At 45.9% G+C, this 18,802-nt stretch carries 16 protein-coding genes; 13 read left to right on the top strand and 3 right to left on the bottom strand.

What is annotated here, in order from left to right:
* Positions 1-93 precede the first annotated feature (93 nt).
* A complete protein-coding gene (locus BC343_RS07265) occupies positions 94-1,008 on the top strand; it encodes a 3-hydroxybutyryl-CoA dehydrogenase (RefSeq protein WP_078347110.1) in 915 nt (304 codons plus the stop codon).
* Positions 1,009-1,331: 323 nt separating this feature from the next.
* Positions 1,332-1,625 carry a YXWGXW repeat-containing protein gene (locus BC343_RS07260; protein WP_078347108.1) on the top strand — a complete coding sequence of 98 codons (294 nt, stop codon included), beginning with the start codon at positions 1,332-1,334 and terminating at the stop codon, positions 1,623-1,625.
* 129 nt (positions 1,626-1,754) lie between these two features.
* Here BC343_RS07260 and argS read toward each other — a convergent pair whose 3' ends face one another.
* On the bottom strand, positions 1,755-3,686 hold the full coding sequence (gene argS, locus BC343_RS07255; protein ID WP_162276833.1) for an arginine--tRNA ligase: 1,932 nt from the start codon (positions 3,684-3,686) through the stop codon (positions 1,755-1,757).
* A 177-nt stretch (positions 3,687-3,863) separates the two neighbouring features.
* Here argS and BC343_RS07250 point away from each other — a divergent pair, with 177 nt between their 5' ends.
* The 4 genes from BC343_RS07250 (at position 3,864) to BC343_RS07235 (ending at position 8,565) form a co-directional block, all read left to right on the top strand.
* Positions 3,864-5,306, top strand: a complete 1,443-nt coding sequence (locus tag BC343_RS07250; RefSeq protein WP_078347106.1) for an arginine deiminase family protein — start codon at positions 3,864-3,866, stop codon at positions 5,304-5,306.
* A gap of 83 nt (positions 5,307-5,389) precedes the next feature.
* Positions 5,390-6,337, top strand: a complete 948-nt coding sequence (gene ctlX, locus BC343_RS07245; RefSeq protein ID WP_238381717.1) for a citrulline utilization hydrolase CtlX — start codon at positions 5,390-5,392, stop codon at positions 6,335-6,337.
* Positions 6,338-6,691: 354 nt separating this feature from the next.
* Complete coding sequence (locus tag BC343_RS07240; RefSeq protein WP_143822092.1) at positions 6,692-7,153, top strand: hypothetical protein; 462 nt, start codon at positions 6,692-6,694, stop codon at positions 7,151-7,153.
* 176 nt (positions 7,154-7,329) lie between these two features.
* The gene (locus BC343_RS07235) at positions 7,330-8,565 is read left to right on the top strand and encodes a glycosyltransferase 87 family protein (protein WP_078347103.1); all 1,236 of its coding nucleotides are present in this window, start codon (positions 7,330-7,332) and stop codon (positions 8,563-8,565) included.
* Between the two features lie 14 nt (positions 8,566-8,579).
* Here the strand turns inward: BC343_RS07235 and BC343_RS07230 are convergent, their stop codons facing one another.
* A complete protein-coding gene (locus tag BC343_RS07230; protein ID WP_078347101.1) occupies positions 8,580-9,014 on the bottom strand; it encodes a hypothetical protein in 435 nt (144 codons plus the stop codon).
* Between the two features lie 227 nt (positions 9,015-9,241).
* Here BC343_RS07230 and BC343_RS07225 point away from each other — a divergent pair, with 227 nt between their 5' ends.
* Complete coding sequence (locus tag BC343_RS07225) at positions 9,242-9,835, top strand: helix-turn-helix domain-containing protein (protein ID WP_078347099.1); 594 nt, start codon at positions 9,242-9,244, stop codon at positions 9,833-9,835.
* Positions 9,836-10,020: 185 nt separating this feature from the next.
* Here the strand turns inward: BC343_RS07225 and BC343_RS07220 are convergent, their stop codons facing one another.
* On the bottom strand, positions 10,021-10,200 hold the full coding sequence (locus tag BC343_RS07220) for a hypothetical protein (protein ID WP_078347098.1): 180 nt from the start codon (positions 10,198-10,200) through the stop codon (positions 10,021-10,023).
* Between the two features lie 366 nt (positions 10,201-10,566).
* Between BC343_RS07220 and BC343_RS07215 the strand changes: the two genes are divergently transcribed.
* From BC343_RS07215 to cysD, 6 genes are all read left to right on the top strand, one after another.
* Positions 10,567-11,961 (top strand): arginine decarboxylase, encoded by a 1,395-nt coding sequence (locus BC343_RS07215; RefSeq protein ID WP_078347096.1) that lies wholly within the window; start codon positions 10,567-10,569, stop codon positions 11,959-11,961.
* Positions 11,962-12,579: 618 nt separating this feature from the next.
* Positions 12,580-14,673, top strand: a complete 2,094-nt coding sequence (locus BC343_RS07210) for a HEPN domain-containing protein (RefSeq protein ID WP_078347095.1) — start codon at positions 12,580-12,582, stop codon at positions 14,671-14,673.
* The gene (gene cobA, locus BC343_RS07205; RefSeq protein ID WP_078347093.1) at positions 14,670-15,461 is read left to right on the top strand and encodes a uroporphyrinogen-III C-methyltransferase; all 792 of its coding nucleotides are present in this window, start codon (positions 14,670-14,672) and stop codon (positions 15,459-15,461) included. The genes BC343_RS07210 and cobA overlap by 4 nt, the downstream gene beginning before the upstream one ends.
* On the top strand, positions 15,439-16,944 hold the full coding sequence (locus BC343_RS07200; protein ID WP_078347092.1) for a TSUP family transporter: 1,506 nt from the start codon (positions 15,439-15,441) through the stop codon (positions 16,942-16,944). Before cobA ends, BC343_RS07200 begins: the two co-directional genes overlap by 23 nt.
* A 2-nt stretch (positions 16,945-16,946) precedes the next feature.
* Complete coding sequence (locus tag BC343_RS07195) at positions 16,947-17,678, top strand: phosphoadenylyl-sulfate reductase (protein ID WP_078347091.1); 732 nt, start codon at positions 16,947-16,949, stop codon at positions 17,676-17,678.
* Positions 17,675-18,580, top strand: a complete 906-nt coding sequence (gene cysD / locus BC343_RS07190) for a sulfate adenylyltransferase subunit CysD (RefSeq protein ID WP_078347089.1) — start codon at positions 17,675-17,677, stop codon at positions 18,578-18,580. The genes BC343_RS07195 and cysD overlap by 4 nt, the downstream gene beginning before the upstream one ends.
* The last annotated feature ends 222 nt before the right edge of the window (positions 18,581-18,802 follow it).

Below are 18,802 nucleotides of genomic sequence, written 5' to 3'. Positions count from 1 at the left end.
CAACTGGTATTGTGCGCTTAAATTATGCATTATTAACTGTAAATCAAACATATTTATTGCTTAATATAGCACCGTGATCATAATTTTACCTAAATGAAAAATATTACTGTAATTGGCTCGGGCACAATGGGTAATGGCATTGCCCATACTTTTGCTCAAAATGGTTTTAACGTATCGTTAGTAGATATCAGCACCGATGCCTTGCAAAAGGCGCTGCAAACAATTGCCGGCAATTTGGACAGGCAGGTTAAAAAAGGCACTATTGATGATGCGGGAAAGGCTGCCACCCTGGCCAATATAAAAACGTATACCGATGCTTATGAAGGCGCCTCAGATGCCGATTTGGTAGTGGAAGCCGCTACCGAGAACCGCGATATAAAGCTAAAACTGTTTAAGCAGCTAAGCGACATATGTAAGCCCGAAGCTATACTTGCATCTAACACCTCATCTATCTCCATTACCGAAATTGCCGCGGCCACTAACCGCCCCGGGCAAGTAATAGGTATGCACTTTATGAACCCCGTACCGGTAATGAAACTGGTAGAAGTGATACGCGGCTACAGCACTACCGATGCAGTCACCAAAACCATTATGGAGCTTTCGGTACAATTAGGTAAAGAGCCTGTTGAGGTGAACGATTATCCCGGCTTTGTGGCCAACCGCATTTTAATGCCCATGATAAACGAGGCCATATACACCCTGTACGAAGGCGTGGCCGGCGTAGCCGAAATTGATACAGTAATGAAACTGGGCATGGCCCATCCTATGGGCCCGCTGCAGTTAGCCGATTTTATTGGGCTGGATGTTTGCCTGGCCATACTAAAGGTATTGCACAACGGCTTTGGCAACCCTAAATATGCGCCATGCCCGCTGCTGGTAAACATGGTAATGGCCGGGCAATTGGGTGTAAAATCGGGCAACGGGTTTTATGAGTATACGCCGGGGAGTAAGGATGTGAAGGTGGCAAGAAAGTTTAGCCCCCCAGCCCAAGCCCCCCCAGCCCCCTGAAGGGGGAGCCTTTGAATGCCCAATATCAAATAATGAATTTCGAATATCCAATTTCGAAGTATTTCCTTCATTATTCGATATTGGATATTCGGTGTTCGATATTATTTCTATTCCCCCTTCAGTGGAAGCCTCTGAAAAGTCAATATCGAATTATGAATTTCGAATATCCAATTTCGAAGTTTTTCCTTCATTATTCGATATTGGACATTCGGTGTTCGATATTATTCTTGTTCCCCCTTCAGGGGGTTAGGGGGCCTCGGAACCAATGGCTTCTAAACCTTTTCCATTTTCGTCTGTCTATATTTTTTTAACATATACTACAGATGAAAACAATATCAAAATTGGGAATTATTTGCGCCTTAGCGGGTACAGTGTTCCTGGGCTCGTGCGCAAGCGAGGCCTATGTTACCGAACAACCTGTTGAACCTGTATACACCCGCCCCGTGGCGCCTTATGCAAATGCTTATTGGGTACCCGGCGAATGGGTTTGGCGCGGCAATCGTTATGTTTACCGCAATGGCTATTACGTGCGTCCGCGTGCCAATCGTGTTTATGTACAAGGCAACTGGATACGCGGCAACCGCGGCTACGTTTGGAGAAGAGGGCACTGGAGATAAGCCCCCTCTGCCCCCTGAAGGGGGAACTTTTGAAATGCATATGAAGAAGCCCCTTGACTTTCATCAAAGGGCTTCTTGATTATAGGCTAATTAAACTTCTTCTCCCCCTTCAGGGGGTCGGGGGGCTAACTACATCCTCTCCGGTACATCTATCCCCAACAGCCCCATGCCTTTATTAATTACCTTGGCAGTAGCTGCAGATAATTGCAGTCGGAACTGTTTCAGGCTTTCGGTTTCGGCCTGCATAATGGGGTTTTCGTGGTAAAATTTATTGTAGTTCTTGGCTACCTCGTACACATAGTTGGCTATTACTGCCGGGCTATGGGTAGCAGCTGCATCTTGAATAGTTTGCGGGAATTTGCTCAGCAATACTATTAAGTCTCTTTCGGCCGCGCCTAAGGTTTCTACATCACTTGTGCTGGTTTCGGCATTGTAGCCGGCTTTACTCAATACTGATTTTACACGTGCATGCGTGTACTGAATGAAGGGACCGGTATGCCCCTGGAAATCGATAGACTCCTTAGGGTCGAACAATAAACGTTTCTTAGGATCAACCTTCAGCAGGAAGTACTTCAAAGCACCCATACCGATGGTACGGAACAATTTGTCTTTTTCTTCCTCGCTTAAGCCTTCAACCTTACCCATTTCTTCGGTGGTATCGGCAGCCGTTTTATACATATCAGCCATCAAATCGTCGGCATCAACTACCGTACCCTCGCGCGATTTCATTTTGCCCGACGGCAAATCAACCATGCCGTAGCTTAAGTGGTATAAACCCTTGGCCCAGCTTTTACCTAACTTTTCGAGTATCAGGAAAAGCACTTTAAAGTGGTAATCCTGCTCGTTGCCTACCACGTAGATGGATTCATCCATCTTAAAATCGTCGTACTTCAGCTGCGCGGTACCAATATCCTGGGTAATGTATACCGAAGTACCGTCGGCACGCAAAACCAGCTTCTGGTCGAGCCCGTCGGCAGTCAGGTCTATCCAAACCGAACCATCTTCTTTTTTAAAGAAAACGCCGCTTGCCAGCCCCTCTTCTACCGTATCTTTTCCTAATAAATAGGTGTTGCTTTCGTAGTAAAATTTATCAAAGGCAACGCCAAGGCTTTTGTAGGTTTCAGCGAAACCTGCGTAAACCCAACCATTCATGATTTCCCACAGCTTGATGGTTTCCGCGTCGCCCGCCTCCCACTTTTGTAGCATCTGTTGGGCTTGCTGCATCAGTTCGGTAGCAGTTTTGGCTATCTCTTTTACCTTATCTTCATCTGCCGCTATCTTAGCATTGAGGTCGTTAAGCGCTTTAGTATTATTATCAGGTGTTTGTACTACAAGGTCCTTAAGTTTAGCAATGTTACTTAGTAAAGCCTGTACCTTAGGTTTTTGAATATCAGTAAAAGCAGATAAATCGCCATCATCATAAACGGCAGACAAAATAGGCTTTAACTGTTCGCGCATTTTGCTCTCGAACATTACATAGTATTTACCTACAAGGTGGTCGCCTTTTATAGCTGCGCTTTCCGGAGTTTCATCGTTTCCAAACCTTTGCCAGGCAAGCATGCTCTTGCAAATATGAATACCCCTGTCGTTCACCAAATTGGTTTTTATCACCTCATAACCGGCAGCATCTAATATCTGTGCTACCGAAAACCCCAAAAGGTTGTTGCGGATGTGCCCCAGGTGCAGCGGCTTGTTGGTATTGGGAGACGAATACTCTACCATTACTTTTTTGCTATTAGGCACGGCAACAGCAAAATCATCCAATGCTATTTCGCCTTTCAGTTTATCCAGCCAAAAGCCATCAGAAAAGCTTAGGTTCAAAAAGCCTTTTACTACGTTGAAGCCCGAAATTTCGGCAACGTTCTCTTTCAGGTATTCGCCAATTTCGCCGCCGGTTTGTTCGGGACCCTTGCGCGATACTTTAGTATAGGGGAAAGTAACCAGTGTAACCTGGCCTTCAAATTCTTTACGGGTTTCCTGCAGGTTTACATCCTTTGCAGCAATATCGGTTTGGTAGAGTTCTTTTACGGCTTTTACAACAGCCTCTATGATAAATTCCATCGGAGGCAAAATTAGTAATAAGAGTCGATAGTCCATAGTCAATAGTCCATAGAAAGAGGCTTGTAGTTGCAGCCATATATAATACATCAAATACTATTGAACATGAACTTTTCACTATGGACCATCGACTATGGACTATGGACTTAAATTAATAGCTTTGTTAGCTTATAACCTTTTATGCTACTAAATACCGATGATTTTAAGCTGGATGTAACATCTGAAATTGGCACCCTGCGTGTGCTCCTGGTACATAGCCCCGATAGCGGCTTGGGCAAAGTGGTACCCTCTAAAGCGCAGGACTGGCTCTTTGAAGACATAGTGCACCTGGATACCATGCGCAGCGGCGAGTACGACTATTACATTAAGCTGCTGATGTACTTTTTAGACCCCGATAAGATAAAAGGCAAACTGGCTGATATAGATAACCCCGACAGTAAGCGCAACTTCTTTAAACCCGATAACGAAGGCTTCCACAATTCATCAAAAGTTGTAGAGATACAAACCCTGCTGAGCGATATCCTCGAGCAAAAAGACATCCGCAAAAAGCTGGTGGCCGCCGTGTGCGCTATTGAAGGCTGCACCTACCGCCTGCAACTGCAACTGATAGATATTGAACCGGTGGAGCTGGCTAAAATATTCATCTCGGGCTCTTTGAACGATGAGGAAATGATATTCGCCCCTATCCCCAACATGATATTCTCGCGGGATATTGGCATCGCCATTAACAACCACATGCTGCTGAACAAGCCGGCTAAAAAGGCCCGTGCCCGCGAGACCCTGCTGGTGCGCTACATATTTTTTAACCACCCGCTGTTCGCCGGCTACCGGGATAACATACTGGAGATACCCGACACCGTACAACACTTCCTTCGCCCGGGCGAAGACAACGAAGGCAAAACCACTTTAGAGGGCGGCGATGTAATGATGGTTGCTCCCAACCACCTGCTGATAGGCTGGAGCGAACGCACATCGGTAAGTGGTGCCAACGAGGCTATTAAGCTACTGTTCGAGAACGATGTGGTGGAGAAAGTAACTATCGTAAAGATTCCTCACAAGCGCGATTATATGCACATTGATACCGTATTTACCCAGGTAAAACGCAATGTGTGGGTGCTGCTGCGTTCGCTTACTATTGAAGATGCCGGGCAGGACGAAGCCGAACCTATCGCCTGGTTCGCTGATAAAAAGAATAAGGACAAACCCGAGATAGTACAGTTCCGCAAGGGAAAAAAGCCTAAGACATTTGCCACGCTGGAAGCTCTGCTGGATAACATTAGCCAGAAAGACCTGCACAGCAATGGGCCGACCCGCTTTATCTATTCGGGCAATAACGTTTTCCCTTACGATGCCCGCGAGCAATGGACTGACAGCTGCAACCTGTTGGCCCTGAAAGAAGGTGTGGTACTGGGCTACGACCGTAACGACAAAACCGTAGAAGCTTTTAAACAAAGCGGTTTCGACATCATCAAGGTGCAGGACCTGCTCCAAAAATTTGAGGCAGATGAACTGAACCCCGAAACCATAACCGACACCCTTATACTGATGCCATCGGCTGAACTATCCCGCGCACGCGGCGGCTTCCATTGCATGAGCATGCCGTTGCAGAGAGACGCTGTTTAGTTCATTGGTTCACTTGTTCATTAGTTCATTGGTGTGTTTGCGGAAGCAAATATCTCCAGCGCAAATAATAAACAAATGAACCAATGGCAAATGAACTAATGACCAATGAACTAATGAACCAATCGACCAACAATATATTAATGATACGCCCGGTGAATTTCGGGTACAATGCGCAAACGGCGGAGAGCAATGCTTTCCAGACCAAACAAGCCGACCAGCAGGCCGTGCAGCAAAAAGCTGTGGCCGAGTTCGACGGCTTTGTTGCGGTGCTGCGCGACAATGGCGTTAATGTTACCGTCATTAGCGACACGCCGGAACCGCATACGCCCGACTCTATCTTCCCGAATAACTGGGTATCTTTCCACGACACCGGCGATATTATCCTCTACCCCATGCAGGCCCAGAACCGCCGGTTGGAACGCCGCGAGGATATCATCCGCCAGTTGGAAGAAAACTTTGCCGCCAAACACTTGGTAGACCTGAGTCGCTTCGAGGCTAAAAACCAATTTTTGGAAGGTACCGGCAGTATGGTGCTGGATAGGGAGAACAAAATAGCTTACGCCTGCCTTTCGCCCCGTACCGATGCCGAAGTACTGCAAGCCTTTTGCGACTACACCGGCTACAAAGCCGTAACCTTTGATGCCTTCGACGAAAAGGGCAAGGCTATATACCACACCAACGTACTGATGTGTGTAGGCAGCAAGTTCGCGGTTATATGCCTCGATAGCATTACCGACCTGTACCAAAAGCTGGCGGTTATTCAGTCGCTAAAGTCGACAGGTAAAGAAGTTATCGAAATTACTTTTGAGCAAATGAACCAATTTGCAGGCAATATGCTGGAGGTAAAAAACGCTCAGGGCGAAACACTTATTGTAATGTCGCAGACGGCGTATGGTTCGTTGACTGATGCACAGCGCAGTGCCTTATCGGTTTTTGGCAAGTTGGTTTATGCAGATATCGGCACCATCGAAATAAATGGCGGTGGCAGTGCACGGTGTATGATGGCGGAGGTGCATTTGGCCGAGGTTTAGGGAAAGCCTCACAACGCAAAAAGGTTAACATAACTTAACACATTTAACGCTTTTTACTTGCATAATAAATTGATAATAAGCACTTTAATTGTAACCGGCGCAAACAATGTGTTAACCATACCGATTTAAACAAAATAACACACTCATATACAGAAATTTACACATAAAAAAGGCAAGTTTACATGCCCCTCCAGCCGTCTACGCCTGGATGCAAAAATTTGTAAGTGTCCATGCTTACTTTGCGCACTGAATCGTGAACCCTTCAATTTTTTATGGCATCAGGCGTGGACGCCTGCCGCGGCGGGTATGTGCCATCAGAATACGATTATCCTCACGAGTATAAACCTTAATGATATGAATAAAATATTATTTATTCTTTTTACACTGGCTGTTTCTGTAAATAACCTTTATGGTCAAAATAAAACGATTAGAGGTAGAGTAATCTCTGATCTTTATGAAACGGAACCAGCGGTTTTAATTATTGTTGACGATACGCTTGAAGTCGGAAAAACAGATCTAAATGGTTTTTTTAAAATAACAATACCTGTTTCCGTAAAAAAAATATTATTTTTTTCATTGGGGGTCGAGCCTGCTATTATAGAACTTTCTGATAATTGCAATGAAGTTGAGGTTGTAATGTTAGCAAGCTATACGTATGACTTTCAATCCCCTAAAAAGATAAATAGAATTCGAATGAGGAGATTCGATCAGCTACCGAAAATACACAAGCAAGCATTTGAGAAAGGTTTATTTAAAACGGATAACTCTTGTTACACACAAGAGTTTAAACCGTTTTTTAAGAAGAAACAAGAGTGATATGATTTCCCAATTCCCCCCATTGGTCAAAGTTTAGCGTAGCGTAACTTGGACCTAAAATGAATTAAGCTTCCAGCTTAACTCCAACCACGCTCCCCCCCTTCAGTTTAACTAACATGAAATACACCCACAGCGAATGCCCGTAAAAACTTATCTTGCGCCCTCTACGCTACGCTATGGTTATCAATAAATATTTCAAGGTCTTCCTTATCATCGCCGGTATTTTTTATGCTTATACCAGTGCACGTAACGCACATGATTTTGAGGTGTTTGTAGATGCCGGGGGTAAAATAATCCAGGGCAAAAATATTTACGCGCCGCCCTTCGCTCAGGGTCTTCAGTATTACTATAGTCCGCTGTTTGCATTGCTACTGGCACCACTTTCGGGGCTTCCTATCATTATTTCTCAGCTTTTGTGGCTCACGGTCTCCTACTTTTTACTCTACCGGATATGGCAATTGGTTGCGGTATATTTTGATGTAACACAGTTTTCTAAGAAGCAATTGCAACTATGGTTTATCATAAGCTTGCTCCTGTCCATCCGCTTTATATTGGTTGATGTTGGTTATGTGCAAATGACCATCTTTATGTTATGGGCCACTTTAGAAAGTATTCAACTCATCAATCGGGGCCGCAACATCCCTGGGGCAGCCTTACTTGCTTTAGCCATTAATATAAAACTATTGCCTTTGGCCTTTGTGTTTTACCTGGTCTATCGTAACAAGTTAAAGGCAGCGTCATTCACGTGTGTATTTTATTTGATCTATCTTTTTATCCCAGCCTTGTATTTGGGCTGGCAACGAAACTTGGACCTGGTACACAACTGGTTCACCCTGCTGAACCCCGGCAATAAAGAGTGGACGGTTGAAGCAGAAGACGGCCCCAGCAGCCTGGTAGCGCTGATACCGGTTTACTTAATGGCCACCACGGGTGTATTATCCTTCAAGCGGAATTTCTTGAACCTGCCTTTCCAACAGGTTTCTTTAATTTTAAACATAGTAAGGTTATGCGTAGTGCTGCTCACGCTGGCATTTTTAAGAACCTGGCCCTTTAAAGCAGTTAAAAGCACCCTTAGGCAATTTTGGGAGATGAGTTATATTTTTATCGCTGTGCCCTTGCTGTACCCCCACCAACAGCAATATGCCTTTGTTTACATCATACCCGCGTTTGTGTACCTGTCGTATTATTTCATTAAAAACTGGGAGGTGGTTAAACAAAAAATGAGCATTCCTTTATGGATCATCCTGTTCATTATCGGCGTAAATTTTTCCCCAATCATAGGTCGGGATGTTATATCGAGCCATGCGTTTGAAGTGCTGCTATACCTCCGTATATTGCCCATAGCGGTGCTTATGCTGATACCGATACTATGGATATGCAGGCCAAAGGACGAGTTAGCTGCTGATCAATAGTGGAAAGCCGCCACCTATTTTCTCCGCTTCGGTGCAAATACCCAAAACAAGCCTGCTCCCAAAACAACAGCTGCCGCGTGGGCAATAGTGGTTTCTATCGGTAATGTAAGGGCATAATATATTATTGCAATCAGGGTTGCTGCAATTGCAACAAATAACAAAGGCTGCCTATACTCCCGGTATCGCGCCACAATTAAAACAATGGCGCCACTCAACGCACACCATGTTACCGATATACCGGTAGCCGCCACCACAAACCACAACACAACCTGGAAAACGGCCATAATAAACAAAACCAGGTAAGCTGCCTGCTTAATTTTTAAAGCCTTAGCGGGTAGCATAGTAATGGGCGCAACCGTGATAAGTAAGGCGAGGTAATTGATGATGATGTGTTTTACTTCACCAGCATAGGTAAGGCCGTCGGTAATGGTTTGTAGGGGGGTGTTCATGATGATAGGGGTTAGATAAATCTACACAATAGATTCAACTTATTAAATATTTCTCTACATTTCCGCCACCACCGCCTACCGGCATGTGGATATGCAGCGAAAGTGAAAGCAGGGTATACACTTTCTTTTTCCGAAGCCAATTCAGCTATATGTCATATAAATGACGTAAACATTTCTTAACGCAATTAGCCATAGCCCTCTACATTTGCTTCATCAAAACAAAGCACATGAAAAACAACATTGCCAAAAACATTAAAGAGCTGCGCATACTAAAAGGCCTTAGCCAGGAGAAGCTGGCCGAACTGGCTAAGATAAGCCTGCGCACTGTTCAGCGCATAGAGAACAGCGAAACGGAGGCCCGCGGCCATAGCCTGCAACAAATTGCGGCAGCACTGGAAACCACACCCGAGCAATTGGCCGGCACAACAGAAAAACATATTACACCACAGCCTGTGCCGGAAGGTAAAACATACCTGGCCACATTAGATTTATCGGCACTTAGTTTTATAATATTCCCATTGCTGGGTTTAGTGATACCCTTTATATTATGGATGATCAAACGAGGGCAAATACCAAATATCGACAGGGTAGCTAAAAGGGCGTTACTCATACAAAGCGTGTGGTGTTTATTCGTAGGTTATCTTTATTCGGTACTGCTCACGGGCTCACCATTTTTCTCCATAGGGCAATTGGGTAAAGCAGAAACATTATTAGTAACTGCTGTAGTCCTTTATTTCGGCAACATTGTTTTGATACTGATAAACACTTTCCGTAGCGGTAGAAATAAAGAAATTAATTACCCGGCAGCGTTGACGGTGTAGTTAAGCGGACTGGTTAATCACGAATACTCCACCTCACTGCCAAGCGCTGCATACTCGCGCCGGGCTTTGATGATTTGTTTCTCTTTTTCGGTAAGCATAATATTGAGGTAAATCCTCCCCTTCACTGGTCCAAGTTTAGCGCAGCGTAACTTGGACCCAAAATGATCTAAGCTTCCAGCTTACCTCTACATCCCCGCCACCAACGCCCTTATCTTCTCTATCAAAAAAGAAGTTTCGCGCACATGGTGCTCATCAAGCCTCTTGTACCGTTCTTCCCAACTCAGGCTTTCGTCGTCAACATAACGCGGCACTTTAATCCATTTGTAAGTATTCAGGATGATCTGTTTCTCTTCTTCGGTAAGCATAATTAGTTCAGGTAAATAAAATACATCTCCACTTTGCATTCGGACCACAAGCGAGGACGCTTGCGGCAGCGTAAAGCCTAAAATTCGTGAAATTCGTTTTAATTAGTGCCATTCGTGTTAACTCAATTCGCAACAACTATCTCAAAAAACTTTGCGTCTTTGCGTCTCTGCGTGATAACTAATTAACCACCAAACCCTCTCCGCGAACCTCCGCGCAACCTCCCCCAACTCCGTGGTTAAATAAAGCTAACATCATATTAACCTCAACTTAACACTCACAAACAAATTACAATACGCTCATAAATTAGCCCAACATTTTCGTAAATAATCCGTTTTAAAATTACATTTTTGCGAAAATTTTATTAAATGCAGAGTTACCAGGAATTTCTTGACTTAAGCGTTGGGTTCCCGCAGGATGGTTTCGAGATCATCGACGATGAACTTTACTTTCAGGACCTAAATTTAATGGAGATGATAGAAACGTATGGCACGCCCCTGCGCTTCACTTACCTCCCCATGATAACCAAAAAGATACAGCAGGCCAAACTGTTGTTTCAGCAGGCCATCATCAAAAATAACTATCGCGGTACTTACAAATATTGCTATTGCACCAAAAGCTCGCACTTTCGCCATATTGTAGAAGAAGCGCTGAAGAACGAGATCCACCTCGAAACTTCGTCGGCCTTTGATATGCCGATGATCGAAGCTTTGGAGAAAAAAGGTGTAGTGAATAAAGATATTACGGTTATCTGCAATGGTTTTAAAACCTTCCAGTACAAAACCTATATCATCGATATGCTGCACGATGGGTATAAAAATATTATCCCCGTGCTGGATAACAAAGAAGAATTTAACCTGTACGACGACGAGATAGAAATGGACACCCCATGCAACCTCGGCATACGTATAGCGGCAGAAGAGCAGCCCGATTCGCAGTTCTATACCTCGCGCCTTGGCGTGCGTATGGAAGATGTGATAGATTTTTACCACAACAAGATAGAGGACAACCCTAACTTCCAGGTAAAACTGCTGCACTTCTTCATCAACTCGGGTATATCTGATACCCCGTACTATTGGAACGAGTTGGAGAAATACGTAACGCTGTATTGCAAATTCAAAAAGGTGAACCCGCATTTGGATACTCTTGATATTGGCGGCGGTATGCCTTTTAAAGATTCGCTGGTGTTTGATTTTGATTATGAATACATGATCAACGAGATCGTGAGCCGTATAAAAGAGATCTGCGCCGAGCACGATACCATGGAACCGGATATTATTACGGAGTTTGGTAAATACACCGTGGCCGAAGCATCGGGCATATTGTACAAAGTACTGGGCCGCAAACAACAGAATGACCGCGAGCGCTGGTTGATGCTGGATGGCTCGTTCATTACCAACCTGCCGGATGTTTGGGCACTGAACCAAAAATACGTACTGCTGCCGGTAAACAACTGGGATAGCGAATACGAGCGCGTAAACCTTGGCGGTATCACCTGCGACGGTCAGGACTATTACAACCAGGAGGCCCACATGAACAGCGTGTTCATGCCGAAAACCCGTAAGGTACAATACCTTGGTTTCTTCAACACGGGCGCCTATCAGGAAGTATTAAGCGGCTATGGCGGTATACACCACTGCCTGCTGCCATCGCCAAAGCACGTGATCATCCGCCGCAACCGCGATGAAACATTCAACTTCGAGGTATTTGGCGAAGAACAAAACAGTAAACAGGTTCTGAAGATATTAGGTTATACTACCTAAGCATTTTCTTACTTCAAATATTTGAAAGCACTGCCGCAAGGCGGTGCTTTTGTGTTTTAAATGAACACTAATTCCGCTAATTAGATCGAATCTCACGAATTTTCAGCTTCGTCCTCGTGGTAAAGATTTGCCGGTCATCATTTGTGAAATTCGTTTTAATTAGAAAAATTCGTGTTCACTCCATACGCAACCAGTTAACATCTGTCAGCCATCATTTGTGAAATTCGTTTTAATTAGAAAAAATTCGTGTTCACTCCATACGCAACCAGTTAACATCTGTCAGCCATCATTTGTAAAATTCGTTTTAATTAGAAAAAATTCGTGTTCACTCCATCCGCTACCTGATATCATAAACGGCTAAAACACCCAGTGTTTTCCGCGGTAAAATAATCACTATGTCATCAAATCATTTTTTTTTAAATAAATTCTACTAATCCCCTATACTTTGTATATATTTGAAACATCGAAATGATGAATACAAATTTTACATATCAAACCAACCTGATGTTCTGCTGTATGCGGAGCAAAAAATCGTGGTTGTAAGACAGTAGAATTAATAATATTTGCCTCTTCAGCCACAGCGAAGGGGCTTTTTTATACAAAACTAAATTAGACATTATGCAGAGCTTCAGGACCGAACTGGAGAACCCGATAGTTGAGCAGGACATCATCGATCTTGAAAAGAAGATACGTGCCTTTCGCGAAGGAAAGATACACGACGAGAAATTCCGCAGCCTGCGTTTGGCACGCGGCGTTTACGGCCAGCGCCAGCCCGGTGTGCAAATGGTGCGCATCAAGCTCCCATTCGGTAAGGTCACTTTTAAACAATTACTGAAGATAGCCGATATATCCGACGAGTACGGCAGCGGCAACCTGCACCTTACAACCCGCCAGGATATCCAGATACACTACGTAAGCCTTGATCGCACCCCGCAACTTTGGGCGGAGTTAGAGCGCGACGATATCACCCTGCGCGAAGCTTGCGGTAACACTGTACGTAACATCACCTCATCGCCTACTGCCGGCATCGACCCGAAAGAACCTTTCGATGTTTCGCCTTATGCTGATGCCATGTTCCGCTATTTCCTGCGCAACCCTATTTGCCAGGAGATGGGCCGTAAATTCAAAATTGCTTTCTCGGCGAACGACGACGATACCGCTTTCTCTTACATTCACGACTTGGGCTTTATCCCAAAACTGAATGAAAAAGGCGAACGCGGCTTTAAAGTGATGTTGGCAGGTGGCTTAGGCGCACAGCCAATTTTGGCCAACCAGGTAGAAGATTTCCTACCCGAGGATCAACTGATACCTTATGCCGAAGCCATCATTCGAGTGTTCGACCGTTATGGCGAACGCAACAACCGTAACAAGGCACGTCTTAAATATTTGGTACAGAAGTTAGGTTTAGAAGAAGTATTGCGTTTGGCTAAAGAAGAACGCACAGCTATTAAGGTAAAAACCTACCCTATTAACCGCGAAACGGTACCCGCCCCTGCCCTGCCCGAAACTACCGAATACCCTGCTGTTGAAATTGCCAACCCATTCCGTTACGAGCAATGGTTAGCAACCAACGTATTCGAGCAAAAGCAAGAAGGCTTCCATGGCGTGTACATTAAAGTACCCGTTGGCGATATCCCAACTGATGTTGCCCGCAAATTGGTAGACGCTATTCGCCCTTATGTTGGCGACGAGATACGCATCACCCAAAACCAGGGCCTGCTGTTAAAATATGTACGCAAAGAAGCCTTGCCTGCCCTTTATGAAGGCCTGCACGCTTTAGATTTTGCTGCACCGGGTTTTGATAGCATTGCCGATGTTACCACCTGCCCCGGTACCGATACCTGTAACCTGGGCATCAGCAACAGCATGACCATGGCGCGCGTGCTGGAAGATGTGATATACAACGAGTACGAAGACCTGATATACAACCGCGAAATAAAAATTAAAATAAGCGGCTGTATGAATAGCTGCGGCCAGCACGGCTTGGCGCATATTGGCTTCCACGGCAGTTCGCTTAAAGCGGGTGCTAAAGTACTGCCATCTGTACAGGTAATGCTGGGCGGCGGTACCGTAGGCAACGGCGAAGGCCGCGCTGCCGAGCGTGTAATAAAAGTACCATCTAAACGTGCTACCGATGTATTGAGGCTGGTACTGAACGATTACAAAAGCCAATCGGAACAGGACGAAACTTACCATGCGTACTACGACCGCCAGGGTAAAGATTACTTCTACCGTATGCTAAAACCCCTCGCCGACCTTACCACCCTAACCGAAGACGAGTTTGTTGACTGGGGCCACCAGGAAACTTACGTAAGCGCTATTGGCGTGGGCGAATGCGCCGGTGTAGTGATAGACTTAGTTGCTACCCTGCTCTTCGAAAGCGATGAGAAACTGGGTTGGGCCAACGGTTCGTACGATAAAGGTTACTGGAGCGATGCCATATACCACTCGTACAATACCATGATAAGCGCGGCAAAAGCTTTGCTGCTGGATAAAGGCATCAACGCCAGCACACAATCGGGCATTATTAAAGAATTTGACAATACTTACGTAGCCACCGGCGAAGTTGCCTTAGAAGGTACCTTTAACGACCTGGTGCTGCAAATAAACAAGAACGAACCATCGGAAGCGTTTGCTACTGCTTACAAACAGCAGGCAACAGATTTCTTACAAACGGTTAAAGACAAAAGAGAGGCGGTGTTACAGTCATGATACAAACACAAACCAAAACGGCTATAAAAGAACCACGCATTACCCTTGTTGGCGCAGGCCCCGGCGATGCCGAACTGATCACCATAAAAGGCATAAAAGCACTGCAAACCGCCGATGTGGTTTTGTACGATGCATTGGTTAACGAAGAACTATTGGAGTTCGCGCCAGAGAACGCTACCAAAGTGTACGTGGGCAAACGCAGCGGCGACCATTCTTTCTCGCAAGAGAACATCAATAAACTGATGATAGACTACGCGCTGAACTATGGCCACGTAGTACGCCTGAAAGGTGGCGATCCATTTGTGTTCGGCCGTGGGTACGAGGAATTGGACCACGCTGCCGATTACAGCATACCGGCGCAGGTCATTCCTGGTATATCAAGCTCAATAGGCGTTCCGGGTTTACAGGGCATACCGGTTACCCACCGCGGGCGTAGCGAAAGCTTTTGGGTAGTTACCGGCACCACCAGCGATGGCCGCATATCAAACGACCTTTATGCCGCTGCCAAAACCAATGCTACCGTGGTAGTATTGATGGGCATACACAAGCTGGCGCAAATAGCGGAGATATTTCAGAACGAAGGCAAAGGCAGGTTGCCTGTTGCCGTAATACAAAGCGGAAGCACCGATAACGAGAAGGTAGTAATTGGCGTGGCCAATACCATTGCCGAGCTTGCCGAAGAAAACAACATTAACTCGCCTGCCCTTATCGTGTTTGGCGAAGTGGTATCGTTGCATCCGAAGTTTCAACCCATCAGGGAGTTTTATGACATTGTTGCCCAGGAATAATAGTTTAACCGAAACGCCTCCTGTCAAATCAAAGGGTAACCAATTGTTCCCTGTTTTTTTGAAGCTGGATGGTTTGCATACCGTGCTTGTTGGCGGTGGTAAAGTTGGTTTAGAGAAACTAACGGCCATGCTCAACAACAGCACCGGCGCGGCTATTACGGTCATCTCAAAAACTTTCCTGCCGCAAATAGAAGCGCTGGCTGCGGGCACACCAAAGCTTACCCTTATTGAAAAGGCATTTGCCGATACCGACTTAGATGGTGCCGATATTGTGATAGCCGCCACCAACGATGCGGAACTGAACAAGTACATCTGCCAATCGGCACATGATCGTAAGCTGCTCATCAACGTGGCAGATAAACCTGATCTGTGCGATTTCTACTTAGGCTCGATAGTACAAAAAGGCGACCTGAAGATAGGCATATCTACCAATGGCAAATCGCCAACTGTGGCCAAACGTTTAAAAGAAGTTTTAACCGAGGCCATCCCCGATGAGATAGATACCACCCTACAGCAAATGAGCCAGATACGCGAGAACCTCGGCGGCGATTTTACCCACAAAGTAAAAGAACTGAACAGGGTTACCGCTATTTTAGTTGGCGCTAAAACGCCTCCGAGCAATAACAACCTTAAACTGCTGATATGGGGCCTATCTGTAGCGTTTTTTGCTGTAGTAATAGGCTTGCTTTGGGCAAGGGAACCGCGCTTCCAGTCGTTCGTAGAAAATGTGGATCCGCTGTTCTACTACTTTTTAGGCGCGGGCTTTGTGTTCGCCATGATAGATGGTGCCATCGGCATGTCGTACGGGGTTACCTCAACCACGTTTTCGCTCTCTATGGGCATCCCTCCTGCTTCGGCAAGTATGGGTGTGCACCTTTCGGAGATCATGAGCAATGGTATCGCCGGCTGGATGCACTACCGCATGGGTAACGTAAACTGGAAGTTATTCTGGCTGCTGTTATTCCCGGGTATTATTGGTGCGGCGACCGGTGCATACTTAGTATCATCTTTGGAGCATTATGCCGTTTACACCAAGCCAGTGGTATCGCTATACACGCTGATACTGGGTTTCGTTATCTTGAATAAAGCCATCAACATCAGCAAAAAACGCACTACCGCTAAGATCAAACGCATTCAACTGCTCGGTTTGGGTGGTGGCTTTATTGATGCTGTTGGCGGCGGTGGCTGGGGGTCTATCGTATTATCAACTTTAATAGCAGGTGGCCGCCATCCGCGCTTTTCGTTGGGTACGGTAAAACTCTCGCGCTTTTTTATAGCGCTGGTAAGCTCGGCAACCTTTATCCTGATGCTGAACGGCAAACACTGGGAAGCCGTTTCGGGCCTGGTGATAGGCAGCGCGCTGGCATCGCCAATTGCTGCGAGAATTTCCAATAAAATATCAGCAAAAGCTATTATGTTCGCGGTCGCTGTAATTGTTATCGCGATAAGTATACGCAGCATTTTCAAATTCCTAGTTCATTAAACTTGGCAGATACTACATACATATCGCAATTAACATCGGGGAAAGACCCTGTTGAGGCCCTGCAGGCTTTGGCAGCGGAGTTTCCGGGCGAAATTGTTTTTTCGAGCAGTTTTGGCTGGGAAGACCAGGTGATCACCCACATGATATTTGCCCATAATATTCCCATCAAGGTTTTCACGCTGGAGACCGGCCGCCTGTTCCCCGAAACGTATTACGTTTGGAACCGCACCATGGAGATATACGGCAAACCCATACACGCCTACTATCCCGAGCATACCGCTTTAGAGGCCATGGTGAACGCCAAAGGGCCCAACAGCTTCTACGAATCGGTAGAGAACCGTAAACAATGCTGCGGCATCCGCAAGATAGAGCCCTTGCACCGCGCGGTTGCAGGCAACAAAATGTGGATCACCGGCATCCGTGCCGACCAAAGCGCCAACCGCGAAGATATGCGCGATGTGGAATGGGATGGCGGCAATAACCTCTTCAAGTTCCACCCTATTTTTAGCTGGACGCTTGACGATGTAAAAGCATACATTAAACAATACAATATACCCTACAATACCTTGCACGACAGGGGTTTCCCAAGCATAGGCTGTGCACCTTGTACCCGCGCCGTACAACCAGGCGAAGATTTCAGGGCCGGGCGCTGGTGGTGGGAAGACCAAAGCAAGAAAGAATGCGGGCTGCATGTTCACGAACCGGCAGCTGAACTAAATGATTTGAAAGAATGAGTAAGAACCGGTTAGATTACCTGGACGAGTTAGAGGCAGAGGCCATTTATATTTTGCGCGAAGTAGCCGGGCAGTTCGAAAAACCTGCACTGCTGTTTTCGGGCGGTAAGGATTCTATTACCCTGGTGCATTTGGCGCTGAAAGCCTTTCGCCCCGGTAAATTTCCATTTCCGCTGGTGCATATAGATACCGGGCACAATTTTGAAGAAACCATTACCTACCGCGATGAGATGATAGCCCGCATTGGCGAAAAACTCATCATCGGCCACGTACAGGATAGCATTGACGAAGGAAAGGTAATTGAGCAAAAAGGCAAGAACGCCAGCCGCAACGCGCTGCAAACCGTCACCCTGCTGGATACTATTGCCAAGCATCAATTCGATGCCTGTATAGGTGGTGCCCGCCGCGATGAGGAAAAGGCCCGCGCCAAAGAACGTATCTTTTCGGTACGCGATGAGTTTGGCCAGTGGGACCCAAAACGCCAGCGCCCCGAGCTTTGGAACATTTACAACGGTAAAATACACAAAGGCGAGAACGTACGTGTTTTCCCGATAAGCAACTGGACCGAACTTGATGTGTGGAATTACATCCGCCGCGAGAACATCCCTTTGCCAAGCATATACTTTGCCCACCAGCGCGATTGCATTACCCGCAACGGGCAACTGATGGCAGCATCGCCGTTTTTAAATATGGATGATGAAGATATCATCGAAAAAAAGAACGTACGCTTCCGCACCGTAGGCGACATGACCTGCACCGCAGCCGTAGAATCATACGCCTTTGAACTGGACGATATCATTAACGAAATAGCCTCTTCTAAAATAAGCGAACGCGGCGCCCGTATGGACGATAAAGTAAGCGAAGCCGCGATGGAAGAAAGGAAAAAGGGCGGATATTTTTAAGTATCCGCACTAACGATAGCGATGGGTTTCAAACCCATCGCTACGGAAGAAAATAAAAAACAAGTCATGCCGAATTTATTTCGGCACCCCACACGGCAGGTAACGTAAATGCAAATCCAATCTGCATAGTGGCTTATATGATGGGGTACTGAAACAAGTTCAGCATGAGGTGGAGAACAAATAGCACTAACGCTCATGGGGTGTGTTAGCGCACAATGCAGA

Source organism: Mucilaginibacter pedocola (genome assembly GCF_002013915.1).
Lineage (GTDB): Bacteria > Bacteroidota > Bacteroidia > Sphingobacteriales > Sphingobacteriaceae > Mucilaginibacter > Mucilaginibacter pedocola.
Note: the sequence above shows the minus strand (reverse complement) of the source record. Positions and strands in the feature narration are given on the sequence as shown.